Raw genomic sequence first — 12,531 nt, 5'->3', positions numbered from 1 at the left:
TTTTTGTCCAATTCATCACCTAACAAAGATACTACAATTCTCTTTTTGGTTGTGCTAACGGAAAAGGAAACCAAAAATTATTTTGGAGTATAAATTTCAGTAAATTTGTCTTAAATACATTTCCCATGAGCGATGAACCATTAATGATTTTTAAAAAGCCATCTTATCCTATAAACACTGATTTGTTGGATTATTTGGAACGATTTGATCGGATATCTAAATTTCCAATTGCTTACGATGATTTACTTCGTTTTTCAGGTTCTGTTAATGTGTACGACAAAGAGGATCAAGATACTTTATGGATTCGAGTGTATTATAACGAATTTGAACGCGAAGAAATTGATTTGACACTTAAAAAAATCTATTCTTTGCTTCATTCGGATGGTAATTTAGAGATAATCAAATTTTTAAATGTTGACTCAATCGACTATTGTACTTTTGGTAATTCAAAGCCGTTCCGAATTAAAATACGTAATATCCTTAATGATAATTATACGCATTTTTATGTTAAAAAAGCGGATGCTTCTCGCGTGTATGGTTTAGAGTTAGAACACATTTTGTCTCCTGATAAAATTAACTTTTTAGTTCATCAAGATACATTAATTGAAGAGCATATTATGGGAATTGCTGGTGATGTTTTTATAAATAATCATCTCAAGGATTGTACCGAAACGGAAAAAGCTCAAATTGCCAAGGAGTTTGTTAAATTTAATGAGCGTTCTATGATTCGTTTACTTGGGGATATGCGTGCTTATAATTATGTAGTGATACCTATTCACGATTTTGATCAAGTTGTGTACAGGATCAGAGCGATTGATTTTGACCAACAATGTTATGAAGGTAATTTTAAGGTGTACCGACCACAGTTTTTCAAAGAAAATTATCCAATGGTACAATTAGTAAAAGATAAATTACAAGAAAGTTCTATCAACCAATATAAAAACGAAGAGCGTTCTGTTTTGGCTAAAAGAATTCACTCAGCTGAAAATAGAATCAAACGACTTTTAAAAATTATGGGAGACGATACCTTATCAACATCGTCACATTTGGAACAATTGAAAATGGAATTGTATCGTTACACCAATGATATGAATTTTAAGAAAGCCAAATCCATGGGAAATATTATGAATGCTTCGTTTTTATATATTACACGAAATTTCAAAAATATGACAATGTTTAAATCGCATTGAACTTAAACAATTCGTTTAAAAAAACGCCTTGTCATTCCGAATTCATTTCGGAATCTATAAATTATTATGTGTTAATGTAATAATAGAAACTGAAACAAGTTCAGTTTGACAAAATTTTGACTTTAAATGGTACTCTTATTTTAATTTTTCTCTTCTTTATTGAAGTAAACTAAGTAGTAGTACATTTGTTTTTCTTCGTCCCAACCTTTTTCTACAAATTTCTCAGCACTTTCCGGGTTGATGAAATCCATTTTGATTTGGATGTGTGTGTCTAAATTAATCACGTTTTTGATTGACTTTCTAGCATCAGAAACGGCTGCATTGGCAATAGGAAAGGTGGTAATGTCTTCAATACTGTATTTATCGCCTTTATCTACTTTATAATTTTTAAATTCAGGAATCAAATCAGGATTGTCTAATACTTCGTTGAGGAAATTAGTTTCTTCAAACTGGTCGTTTTTAGCAAAATAATTCACAGAACGATTCATAAACATCACTTCTTCTTTCTTGTCTTCGGCAGGGAAAACCACGTCTTTGGCAAAGCCTTGACAGAATTTCAAGTATTTTTTAGTGATGAAATTTTCGTCTTCAAAAGCATCTACAGATAAGAAATGTTCTAACCAATAACGGGCATCGTAACGGTTACTATCTACCGTTAGTATTTTATATCCTTCCTCTTTTTTGTAATTGAAAATCAAACAACCTTTATCTAATTTATTCAAACTTACCCCGTGTTGTAAAATCATTTCAAGGTGAGTATCTTTTTCTTCAAATTGCAAAAAGTCAGCTTGGATTTCGCTTTTAAATATCCCAATGGCATCGACTACATTGTTGTCAATAGCTAGGTTTGTTAAATAAGTAACATATACCTCGCCATTTTTGATGTGTGGGTGATTCGATTGTTCAAATAAATGTTTGGTAATTTGTTTTGAAACTTCGTGAACATTTGACGGATTCTCGAATATTTGAGAAGCGAATTTGTACATTTCGTTGTAATCCAAATCTACTTCGTGCGCAAACTGAAAATAATTTTCTTCTTTTTCTCTGAAAGGCTTGAAGAAAAATTCTTTTATCAAAGGAACAATTTCATCGTTTAGATTAAACGGTTGTTCTGATAAAAAAAGAGCTTCGTTACGGCTCTTATTTCCTACACGATGTATAGAAAGGGAGTCGATATGGGTATTGAATAAGTTAATCATTTTAATTTAATGTTTAAGAGTGTAATAGGTTAGTAGTTTACTAAGTTGATGCGTTTTAAAGTTTTGTTTTTTAAACTTTTAACCCTGTACCTATTAACCCTTTTTTTAATTCCAATTTTCTTCGTATCCGAAATCTTCAAAGCTGTCGTCTCCTTCAAACATATCTAGATCGTCTTCGTCTAAATCGTCTTCAAATTCGCCATATATATCCTCGTGCATATCGGCTTCAAAGTTTTTTTCAATAGCTTCATCAGGCATTTCACCATGAGAAAAAAGCGTTTCAGGATATAGCGCTCCTGCTTGTGGTTCTTCAACTGCAGCTAATTCTACTAAGAAAGTCCACATATTGATAAAGTCATATACGTAGATAATTTTAGTATTTTGTTTGTCTAAAATATCGACTAATTTATAATCGCTCATGATGGTTTGTTCTCCAGGAACATCACCTGCGTCAAACATCGGAATTTCATCTTCTTGATTCCAAGTATCATCACAAGTATAAAACGATGCCACTTCCATTCCGTCAAAACCAAATGAATTGAAGATAGCGTTGTGTAAATCTTCTAAAGTGTCTTCGGCAAGGATAGCAATATCTCTAAAAATATCTTCTTCTGCGTCTAGAATTACTCTGAATTTATAAACCATAATCGTTGTTTTTATAAAAAGTTCAAAGGTAAATTATTAATTATGACTCGAGCAAAATAAATCAAATTTATTTTTTGAATTGATGAATTTCTAGTGTTTTAAATAAGTTCATTCTACAATTCATCAATAAAAATCAACAATTCAGTAAATGTAAGTTTTATTAGAAAAACAACTAATTTACTTTTACGACAGAAATAAGAATAACGAATTTCAATCATCAAAAAAATTTTAATTAAAAAAATTAGAAATCATGACTAAAATTATCACAACCTTGTCTTTTTTTATTACCACTTTCTTAGCCGTTAACGCACAACAATACGAGCAAGGAATGGGCAAAGCCTTAGAATTCTGGAAAGAAGGTAAAAGTATCGATGCTTTAGCATTATTGGAAAGAATTGCCTTGACAGAAAAAGACAATTGGTTACCTAATTATTACATTGCCCTGATTAGTACAAACGAGGCTTTTAATCCGTCCAATAAAGATAAAATCAATGCTTTATTAACTAAAGCTGATGAAGTATTAGCTTTAGAGTTGGATAAAAATCCCAATAATGCCGAATTATTATTACTTCAGGCTATGTCAAAAACAGCCCTTTTAGCTTCTGATCCAATGACCTACGGAATGACACTTTCACCTAAAATTGCAGGAATTTACGCTCGTGTCAGTGTAATTGCACCTGAAAATCCTAGAGTAGTATTTTGTAAAGCCGAATTCGAAATGGGTTTAGCAAAATGGACTGGTGCTGATGTGAAAAAACTATGTGACGATGTAGAAAAATCAATTGGTTTATTTGCTACATTTAAAAATGAAACTCCGTTTTATCCAAGATGGGGATTAGATCGTGCTCAAGCTAACTTGAAAAATTGTACAAAATAATATCAAAAAAATAAAAAAATAATAGTATGTTTCGAATAGTCATTTATATAACCCTAAGTTTGATTGCTTTTTTGCAACAACTTTTATTTTAATCTAAAAGTATGATTGATAAATTAATTAAAGAATTTCCTAGAGCTTTTGTAATTTCAAATTTAGTATTTATTGTACTGTTACTAATTAAATTTGTGACTGGAGCCGTAATTGAATTTAATTATAGTTTACTAGTATTTTACAGCTACACCAATCTGTATAGTTTGAGTTTGTACTTTGCTAATGCCAGTTTATTCATTTTCTTAGATGATAAATTTGCTAACGATCGCTTTTCTTTAAAAAGAATAATTTGGGGTTTTATTCTTTCACTTATAATCTCAATAGCAATTATTTTTTTGCTTCGAATTATTGAAGATGTATTAATTGAAGGAAAGAGTTGGAGTGTTTTCATAAGTAACGAGACTAGGTACAATTATTTTGTTTCCTTTTTTATGACTTTTATTGTTACTCTTCTTTTTCATGTTTTTTATATTTATAAATCATTTCAAGAAAATAAAGTCAACCAACAAAAAATCATTGCTACTACTGCCAATGCACAATTTGAAAGTTTGAAAAATCAAATTGATCCGCATTTTTTGTTTAACAGTCTAAATGTGTTGAGTTCATTGATCGAAGAAAATCCTTCAACTGCTCAAAAATTCACGACTTCCTTGTCTAAAATTTACCGCTATGTGTTAGAACAAAAAGACAAAGAGTTAGTAGCAGTTTCAGAAGAATTGGCTTTTGCCAAAATCTATATGCAATTATTGGAAATGCGCTTTGAGAACAGTATTTCCTATGAATTGCCACAAAGCACCAACGAAGATGCTAAAGTAGTCCCATTGTCCTTGCAGCTATTGTTAGAGAACTGCATCAAACACAATGTGGTGAGCATTTCAAAGCCTCTACATATTAAAATTAGTGTCGAAGACAATCAATTGGTGGTTGAAAACAATTGGCAAAAGAAAGAAGTTCTTTCTGATGGGAAAGGAGTGGGTTTGCAAAACATTGTGAATCGTTATGCCTTATTAACGGAACGACAAGTTACAATTATTCAAAATGAAAAATTATTTAAAGTCTATTTACCTATATTAACCAAACAGATTACCATGATGAGAACTAGTCAATTTAACGAAGAAAATAATGCGTATTTACGTGCTAAAAAGCGTGTTGATGAATTAAAAGGATTTTACGGGAATTTAACCTCCTACTGTATTGTAATCCCTTCTTTAACTGTAATTAATTATATTACTTATTGGGATCACAAATGGTTTATTTATCCCATGTTAGGATGGGGATTGGGACTTACCTTTCATGCTATTGGCGTTTTTGGATATGGAAAGTCTTGGGAAGAACGAAAGATTAAAGAAATCATGAATAAAGATTCATCGAACAATTGGGAATAATTTTAATTAAATACTGTAACTATGGGAAATAATAATTTAGATCAAATCCGTTATGAAGAGGCGGTTAAAAAAGTAAAAAAATTAAAAGGTTTTTACACACATGCTCTAGTATACGTGGTAATTAATATAATGATAGTGATTGCAAACGTTCAGAATTTGGACCCTGGTGAAAGTTATTTTCAGTTTAAGAATTTCTTTACAGCTTTCTTTTGGGGAATAGGTTTGTTGGCTCATGCTATGGGAACCTTTATTCCCTATTTCATTCTTGGTAAAGATTGGGAAGAGCGTAAAATAAAAGAGTTGATGGAAAAAGAAAGAAATGTAAATAAGTGGGAGTAATATCATATTGAATAATCAATAACGAATGTTGAATTTTGAAATGTATTTACAATGAATATCATCATCATAGAAGACGAAAAACCTGCAGCCAGATTATTACAACGTAAAATTGAAAAATTAGAATTGCAGGTGAATACATTGTTGCATTCTGTAGAGGAATCAATTAGTTGGTTCCAAAATAATTCGCATCCGGATTTGATTTTTTTGGATATCCAATTGTCAGATGGTTTGTCGTTTGAAATTTTTGAACAAATTAATATTAAAAGTGCTGTGATTTTCACGACTGCTTATGATGAATATGCATTACGTGCTTTTAAATTGAATAGTATCGATTATCTATTGAAACCGATAGATGAAGAGGAATTGGCTACAGCCATATCAAAATTCAAGAATCAATTTCAGCAGCACAATATTAATTCCTTAGATTTTGAAGCCATCAAACGGATGTTAGTAAATCCTGTTTCGAAGGAATACAGAAAACGTTTTTCAGTTAAAATAGGCCAACAACTCAAAGTAATTGATGTCGCTGAAATCGAATGTTTCTATAGCGAAAACAAAGGCACTTACATTCATACTTTAGACAATCGGGATTATTTGATTGATAGTAGTTTGGAAGTAGTGGAGTCAGAGTTAAATCCGAAAGATTTTTTTCGTATCAATAGAAAATTTATTATTCCGATGCAGTCTGTAAAAGAGATTCAGGTGTATTCCAATTCGAGATTAAAAATTAGCCTACCAACTTACAAAGGCGATGAAGTAATTGTTGCTCGAGAACGCGTTTCTGATTTTAAGGAATGGCTGGGTTAGTTGAAATAGGTTTTCCGAATCCCAATCAAAATAAATATCAAGATAGAATACGCAATAAAAAAAGGAATAATCCATTCGATTTGACCTAATGGTAAAAGCACCGCGATAATTAGTAATTGAAATCCTAATCCATACAAGGAAACCAAGGTCATGAACCAGTTGGGTAAGGTTTTTACCTTATAAGCATCGCTGTCTAAGGCATGAATAATTTTATCAAAACCGCCATAAACTATAGTATAGATTTTGAATAAAATATTGACTGATTTTTGAGTTTCTCCAGGTAAAGCTCTCGGTGTTTTGTATTCAAATACCTTACTAGTTGTATCACCACCAACCGATTTATTTCTCAGAATCACATAGTAGTAGTTGTACAAAGTACCTTGCAATTGAATGCAAAAAAATGCAATTAAAGTAAGCCAAAATGAAGTTTGAGATACATAACAAATCGTCATTAAAAACAGAAAATTTAAAATAATGTCAAACACACTATCAAGGTACCTACCAACATAGGAGGGCGTGTTTTTTAAACGAGCTAATTCACCATCGGCTGCGTCTATTCCAGACTTTAAAACAATAAAAAAACCTGCCCATATATAGCTTTCGTTGAGAATACAATACATTGCTATTAGTCCAGTAATGCCAAACAATAATGTGACATGAATAGGAGTAAAGCGCGTATTTTTTAAGCTATTGGCAAGAAATTTTCCAAAAGGTCTTCCGTAATCTGATAAATCTAAAAATTTATCTTGAGCGGCTAGTTTAGACATTGATTATGGTTAAGACGATATTGTGACATTATAGTCGGGTATTATTGTGTGTTTTTTTAAAGTTTTCCAAAACTAAATAGAATTGTAAGCCAAATAGAAGGGTAGCCATTACGATATGAATCGTTTGAGATCCGAATGGGAAATTAATATAATACATCGCAATTCCAGAAAGAATTTCAATACAAAGAAGTCCTATTACCCAATTCATTTTAGTAAATCCTAATTCTAATTTTCTATTTCTCCAAAACAAAAAAGCATTGGCACAAACCACTAAAATTGAAAAACTTCGGTGAGTATAGAAACCTCCTTTAGGGTTTTGTAACCAAACCTCTTTAGGCAAACCTGCTTCTACAACAGTATCTACAGATTCTCTAACTTGCGTTCCAAAAATGACTTGTAGGATGGTTAAACCCAATGTTATTAATAAAACCCATTTGAATTCAGTATCCAACGATTTTGTTTTTTGTTTTTCTTGAACAGCATAAATTACATACAACTGCACAGCCACTATGAGTAAAGCAGCCAACATATGAGTTGTTATTTTATAAGGATTCAAAACTGAATCAACAACCGTTTTTCCTAACCAGGCTTGAAAACCCATTAAGAAACAGATGATTAAATTAAAGAATACCAATTTTTTATTTTCTTTCCAGTAACCCAACGAGAAAAAAAGCGCAATTAAACAAGCTATTCCCGCCAAAGCACCCACCAGTCGATTTAAGTATTCCACCCAAGTATGAAATGGATTAAAAATAGCATAATCGTGTTGGGTATATTTTTCCCAATGCGAACTTTCAAAATTGGTTGGGGCTGTAAAATCATCTTTGGCAACCAAAAGCGATTCGTCTTTAATAATAACTTGACCTTTTGAATACTCTTTTCCAATTGTATAGCGTAATTCTTTTTCTTGAGTAGGAGGAATATAGTATCCGAAGCATTTTGGCCAATCGGGACAACCCATACCTGAACCTGTCATTCGGACCAATGCTCCTGCAACGATAACTAAATAGACTAGAATTAAGGCTATTTTAGCTGACTTTGGAAAATATTTTTTCATCAATTTTTTTACAAATCTATTTTAATGTTTTTATTTCAGAACTGGAACAAAAGTTAATCTTTACTTATTATTTTTTGACTTTCAATCCCAATTTCTCAGCTCGTTTAAGAACGAAATCATAGGCGGCTTGGTATTCGTTTGGAATTTCTCCTTCTAAAATAGCTTCTTTCACTGCTTCTTTTAATACCCCAATTTCTCGTGATGGTTTCAAATCAAAAATAGTCATAATTTCCTCTCCAGAAATAGGAGGTTGGAAATTCCGAACATGATCTCTGGCTTCTACTTCTATAATTTTCTTTCTTACAATATCAAAATTATTATGGTATTTTTTGAATTTTGCTGGGTTCTTTGTTGTAATGTCCGCTTCGCAAAGTGTCATTAAATCATCTACATCTTCGCCTGCATCAAAAACTAATCTTCTCACAGCTGAATCCGTTACAATTTCGTTAGCCAAAACAATTGGTCGAGAACTCATGATGACCATTTTTTGAACAAATTTCATTTTTTGGTTTAATGGCATATGCAACCTTTCAAAGATTTTCTTTACCATTTTTCCACCTAAAAATTCATGTCCGTGAAAAGTCCAACCTTGTTTTTTGTTAAAACGTTTGGTTGGTGCTTTACCAATATCGTGCAATAAAGCTGACCAACGTAACCAAACATCATCTGTATTAGGGCAAATATTATCTACTACCTCTAGCGTATGATAAAAATTATTTTTGTGCGTATGACCTTCGATTTCTTCAACTTGATTTAGTGCGGTCAGTTCAGGTAAAATAATATCCAAAAGTCCTGTTTTGTATAATAATAAAAATCCAACAGAAGGTTTTTCGGCAGATAAGATTTTATTTAGTTCGTCAACGATTCGTTCGCCAGAAATAATTTTAATGCGTTCTGCATTTTTCTTGATTGAATCTAGTGAATTTTCTTCAATTTCAAAACCCAACTGGGTTGCAAATCGGATAGCACGCATCATTCGCAACGGATCGTCAGAGTAGGTAATGTCCGGATCAAGAGGTGTTTTTATGGTTTTGTTTTCCAAATCCAAAACGCCATTAAACGGATCGACTAAATCGCCAAACGTATTTTTGTTTAAGGATAACGCTAAAGCATTTATTGTAAAATCGCGACGGTTTTGGTCATCTTCTAATGTGCCATTTTCAACAACGGGATTTCTACTTTCAAAATGATAGGATTCTTTTCGAGCACCTACAAATTCAATTTCGGTATCTTCAAAACGAAGCATAGCTGTCCCGTAGTTTTTGAATATTTGTACTTTTGGTTTTTTTGGAAGCAATTCAGATACTTTTAAAGCCAATTCGATTCCGCTACCCACAGCTACAATATCGATGTCTTTTTTAAATTTTCTTCCTAGAAGTAAATCCCTAACAAATCCACCAATAACGTAGCTTTCTACATTAAGTTCAACTGAAGCCTTGGATATGACTTCAAAAATGGTATTGTGTAAGGCTGATTTGTAGTTCATTTATTTTACCCCTGCAGGATTATGGAATGTTTATGTGATTCATTTTTTACCGCAAATTCGCAAATTAATATTTAGATTGTACAATTCTTTTGTATTCTAGTGATATAAGATTAAAATTTGCTAGAATTGCTAATTCAAATTTGGCTATTTTTAAATAATTTAAACATTGATTATAATGGCTATTATTGAAGCAATCGACTGTTTTAATTTCAAGAATTATTTTGTCAAAAACTACAAAATCAGCATAAAATTTATGTTTTAAAGTTGTATTTTTATAATTTACAGTAAATTCTTTTTCCCTTACAAAAGGAATATTATGTTGAGTAAATTCGTATTCGAGAGCGTCTTTATAAACAATCTCTGAAAATCCTTTACCAAGATTCTTATGAACTTCATAAAGAATACCTACAATTTTGTAGCTTTCTTCTTTGTGTAAATAATCATCCATAAATAATAGATTATAATTTGCGAATTTGCGGTAAAACTTAATTACTTTCTAATCACTTTTACCTGTGCATCATTTGTCAATTTTATAATTGTAGATGGCTTACCGGCAATTTTTTCGTGATGCAAATTTACAACATAGTCTACACCTTTTATAATTTCGGGACTGATTTCTTTAAATGATTTAGGAGTGGGTTGTCCTGATATATTGGCTGAGGTAGAAACTAATGGTTTTTTCATTCTCTCCATTAGTTTGAAGCAAAATGGTTCTTTTACCAATCGAATTCCTAGAGTTTTATCAGTCGCAATTAAATTAGAAGCTACATTTCTTGGATTATCAAGAACTAAAGTCGTAGGATTTTCGGACAAATCTAAAATTTGCCATGCCACCTCAGGAATTTCTTTGAACACATTGTACATCATTTTCTCACCATTCATCAGGCAAATCATACTCTGGGTTTCAGTTCTTTTTTTGAGTTGGTAAACTTTAGCTATCGCCTCAGGATTTGTAGCATCACAACCAATACCCCATACCGTATCGGTAGGGTAAAGGATAATTCCTCCGTTTTTTATAACTTCAAAAGCGTTGTGGATTTCTTGATTGATGTCCATTAAGGTATTATAATATTTTAGATTGTTTTAACTTAAAAATACTTTTCAACTATCTTAAATATGTTTACAGTTGGTACTGAAGTGATAGTTGTATTTGGAAGTTATTTTTATTATTAGGAATTTGCCACTGGTAATTTCTCACTACACTATGGGTAAATCTTCCATTAAATCCAATTTTTTTAATTTGCTTAAATACATAAACATTAAAGTTTAAATCTACCCATCTTCGATTGTATTCTCCAATTTCATAATTAGTATATACATCGTGAGAAAAATCAAGATTATGAGAATATCTTTCCACTTGAAATCCCAATACATCTGTTTTTTTCCATAAACTGATATCTAAAGTTTGAGAATTACTTCCTGGACCAATACCAGCGCCAATTACTTGGCTCATATGAGTATAGCCGTGTAATACCGATCCATGTTGGTACCAAGCTCCGGCTGGTCTTGCAATTCTAGAAGCACTTTGTTGGAGTAAGGTATTTTCAAAATTGAATTTAAGATATTTATTAAGCCCAGATTCTAAAGTAAATATTTTACCTAAACCAAAAGTATAAGCTCTTGAATGTGATGGATCTTGCAGCAAATCCCAAAAATCTTGTTTATGATCGTTCCAACCATTTTCAAAATAAATCTCTGCCTTAGACTCTTTGAACACCCATCTTAAAAATAGTGAGGCTATTTGATCTCTATTTTTTCCATCTTCATCTGTAACATTCTTTTTTTGAAATGGAGAAATTACAGGAAAATAGTCAGCAAACCCTTTTCCTAAATCATTGTTATATAGTTGAAATACTCTATTTAATCCAAGATACAAACCTGGAATCCATTTGGGTTGGTAGTTTAAGGTTAATCCAGATAAATAGCGCCATTCTTTCGATTTTGAAGCTTTGTAGTTTATACCATTAACCATATAAAATTCTGCTGGAATATCTAAACCTGACTCAACAAGTCTGCCAGAGATAAGTTGCCATTCAAAAGAACCTACAGGTGTGGAGATAGGTTTAACTGAATTAAAAGTAAAGTGAATAAAACCTGGGGCGTTATTACTCATTATTAGAGAATTATATTTCCCGGGTCCCCACCATAAGTTTTCATTTGATATCCCAATATTCACTTTCCCGATTCTATAATTTAAAGCGCTCTGTCCCCAAAATATTTTTTTATAGGGACTAGAACCTAATCTGTCCGGAATGTCGTAGCTATTTAAATATCGGATATAGTTTAATCTAACGGAACTATTTATGTTATTAGGAAAAATTTCGAAAGGTAAATTCTCAGCATTTACATATTCTGGATTAAATTGAAAACTTAAATTTTTGTAACTCACAAAAAATCCCGCGCTAAATTTCATTTGATAGCCTTTTGAAGGAATCATAACCCCATCATTTCTTCCAAGTGGAAGTAATGAATTGTATTGTTGAACAAGAGCTACTGGAAGTAATTTAAATTTAAATTGGTTTGTTTTTTGGGAGTTTTGAGTAGAATCAGATTTTCGTAGTAATGGTCTTATCGTAAAAGAACTGTTGTCTACATTAAAATTTAAAAGTTGTTCATTTCGTAAACGTTCGTCCGTATAATCAATGGAACCAACAGGTATTGATTGAGCAGTTAAACTAATTGAAAATAAAAATAGAACGAATTGGAATAGGATTTTTTTCATGAATTT

The 12,531-nt window shown here is 31.6% G+C and carries 13 protein-coding genes; 5 read left to right on the top strand and 8 right to left on the bottom strand.

Annotation, left to right across the window (positions count from 1 at the left end):
• Positions 1–125 precede the first annotated feature (125 nt).
• Positions 126–1,190, top strand: a complete 1,065-nt coding sequence (locus tag LPC23_RS09450; RefSeq protein ID WP_229329815.1) for a hypothetical protein — start codon at positions 126–128, stop codon at positions 1,188–1,190.
• A 140-nt stretch (positions 1,191–1,330) separates the two neighbouring features.
• Here LPC23_RS09450 and LPC23_RS09445 read toward each other — a convergent pair whose 3' ends face one another.
• Together LPC23_RS09445 and LPC23_RS09440 are read right to left on the bottom strand one after the other, a co-directional pair.
• Positions 1,331–2,389 carry a nucleoid-associated protein gene (locus LPC23_RS09445; RefSeq protein WP_229329813.1) on the bottom strand — a complete coding sequence of 353 codons (1,059 nt, stop codon included), beginning with the start codon at positions 2,387–2,389 and terminating at the stop codon, positions 1,331–1,333.
• 105 nt (positions 2,390–2,494) lie between these two features.
• Complete coding sequence (locus LPC23_RS09440; RefSeq protein ID WP_229329811.1) at positions 2,495–3,034, bottom strand: plasmid pRiA4b ORF-3 family protein; 540 nt, start codon at positions 3,032–3,034, stop codon at positions 2,495–2,497.
• Positions 3,035–3,284: 250 nt separating this feature from the next.
• On the opposite strand from LPC23_RS09440, the gene LPC23_RS09435 reads away from it, so the two are divergent.
• From LPC23_RS09435 to LPC23_RS09420, 4 genes are all read left to right on the top strand, one after another.
• Entirely contained in the window at positions 3,285–3,911 is a 627-nt protein-coding gene (locus LPC23_RS09435) for a hypothetical protein (RefSeq protein ID WP_229329809.1), read from the top strand.
• Between the two features lie 101 nt (positions 3,912–4,012).
• A complete protein-coding gene (locus tag LPC23_RS09430) occupies positions 4,013–5,347 on the top strand; it encodes a 2TM domain-containing protein (protein ID WP_229329807.1) in 1,335 nt (444 codons plus the stop codon).
• A gap of 21 nt (positions 5,348–5,368) precedes the next feature.
• Positions 5,369–5,686: a 2TM domain-containing protein gene (locus tag LPC23_RS09425; protein ID WP_229329806.1), complete on the top strand. Its 318-nt coding sequence runs from the start codon at positions 5,369–5,371 to the stop codon at positions 5,684–5,686.
• A gap of 51 nt (positions 5,687–5,737) precedes the next feature.
• Positions 5,738–6,493 (top strand): LytR/AlgR family response regulator transcription factor, encoded by a 756-nt coding sequence (locus LPC23_RS09420; RefSeq protein WP_229329804.1) that lies wholly within the window; start codon positions 5,738–5,740, stop codon positions 6,491–6,493.
• Here LPC23_RS09420 and LPC23_RS09415 read toward each other — a convergent pair.
• The 6 genes from LPC23_RS09415 to LPC23_RS09390 all read right to left on the bottom strand — a co-directional run bounded on the left by LPC23_RS09415 (position 6,490) and on the right by LPC23_RS09390 (position 12,525).
• A complete protein-coding gene (locus LPC23_RS09415; RefSeq protein ID WP_229329802.1) occupies positions 6,490–7,260 on the bottom strand; it encodes a CDP-alcohol phosphatidyltransferase family protein in 771 nt (256 codons plus the stop codon). The genes LPC23_RS09420 and LPC23_RS09415 overlap by 4 nt on opposite strands.
• A 28-nt stretch (positions 7,261–7,288) precedes the next feature.
• Positions 7,289–8,317, bottom strand: coding sequence for a COX15/CtaA family protein (locus LPC23_RS09410; RefSeq protein ID WP_229329800.1), 1,029 nt, complete (start codon positions 8,315–8,317; stop codon positions 7,289–7,291).
• A 67-nt stretch (positions 8,318–8,384) separates the two neighbouring features.
• The gene (locus LPC23_RS09405) at positions 8,385–9,803 is read right to left on the bottom strand and encodes a CCA tRNA nucleotidyltransferase (RefSeq protein WP_229329798.1); all 1,419 of its coding nucleotides are present in this window, start codon (positions 9,801–9,803) and stop codon (positions 8,385–8,387) included.
• Between the two features lie 64 nt (positions 9,804–9,867).
• On the bottom strand, positions 9,868–10,251 hold the full coding sequence (locus LPC23_RS09400) for a GxxExxY protein (RefSeq protein ID WP_229329796.1): 384 nt from the start codon (positions 10,249–10,251) through the stop codon (positions 9,868–9,870).
• Between the two features lie 41 nt (positions 10,252–10,292).
• Positions 10,293–10,859, bottom strand: coding sequence for an L-threonylcarbamoyladenylate synthase (locus LPC23_RS09395; RefSeq protein ID WP_229329794.1), 567 nt, complete (start codon positions 10,857–10,859; stop codon positions 10,293–10,295).
• Between the two features lie 64 nt (positions 10,860–10,923).
• Positions 10,924–12,525, bottom strand: a complete 1,602-nt coding sequence (locus LPC23_RS09390; protein ID WP_229329792.1) for a capsule assembly Wzi family protein — start codon at positions 12,523–12,525, stop codon at positions 10,924–10,926.
• Positions 12,526–12,531: the final 6 nt, after the last annotated feature.

It is taken from the genome of Flavobacterium ammonificans, from assembly GCF_020885975.1.
Taxonomy (GTDB): Bacteria; Bacteroidota; Bacteroidia; order Flavobacteriales; family Flavobacteriaceae; genus Flavobacterium; species Flavobacterium ammonificans.
Note: the sequence above shows the minus strand (reverse complement) of the source record. Positions and strands in the feature narration are given on the sequence as shown.

Excerpts from the sequence above, each read along its gene's own strand:
- LPC23_RS09450 (WP_229329815.1), top strand. The coding sequence starts at position 126 with ATGAGCGATGAACCATTAATGATTTTTAAAAAGCCATCTTATCCTATA.
- LPC23_RS09445 (WP_229329813.1), bottom strand. The coding sequence starts at position 2,389 with ATGATTAACTTATTCAATACCCATATCGACTCCCTTTCTATACATCGT.
- LPC23_RS09440 (WP_229329811.1), bottom strand. The coding sequence starts at position 3,034 with ATGGTTTATAAATTCAGAGTAATTCTAGACGCAGAAGAAGATATTTTT.
- LPC23_RS09435 (WP_229329809.1), top strand. The coding sequence starts at position 3,285 with ATGACTAAAATTATCACAACCTTGTCTTTTTTTATTACCACTTTCTTA.
- LPC23_RS09430 (WP_229329807.1), top strand. The coding sequence starts at position 4,013 with ATGATTGATAAATTAATTAAAGAATTTCCTAGAGCTTTTGTAATTTCA.
- LPC23_RS09425 (WP_229329806.1), top strand. The coding sequence starts at position 5,369 with ATGGGAAATAATAATTTAGATCAAATCCGTTATGAAGAGGCGGTTAAA.
- LPC23_RS09420 (WP_229329804.1), top strand. The coding sequence starts at position 5,738 with ATGAATATCATCATCATAGAAGACGAAAAACCTGCAGCCAGATTATTA.
- LPC23_RS09415 (WP_229329802.1), bottom strand. The coding sequence starts at position 7,260 with ATGTCTAAACTAGCCGCTCAAGATAAATTTTTAGATTTATCAGATTAC.
- LPC23_RS09410 (WP_229329800.1), bottom strand. The coding sequence starts at position 8,317 with ATGAAAAAATATTTTCCAAAGTCAGCTAAAATAGCCTTAATTCTAGTC.
- LPC23_RS09405 (WP_229329798.1), bottom strand. The coding sequence starts at position 9,803 with ATGAACTACAAATCAGCCTTACACAATACCATTTTTGAAGTCATATCC.
- LPC23_RS09400 (WP_229329796.1), bottom strand. The coding sequence starts at position 10,251 with ATGGATGATTATTTACACAAAGAAGAAAGCTACAAAATTGTAGGTATT.
- LPC23_RS09395 (WP_229329794.1), bottom strand. The coding sequence starts at position 10,859 with ATGGACATCAATCAAGAAATCCACAACGCTTTTGAAGTTATAAAAAAC.
- LPC23_RS09390 (WP_229329792.1), bottom strand. The coding sequence starts at position 12,525 with ATGAAAAAAATCCTATTCCAATTCGTTCTATTTTTATTTTCAATTAGT.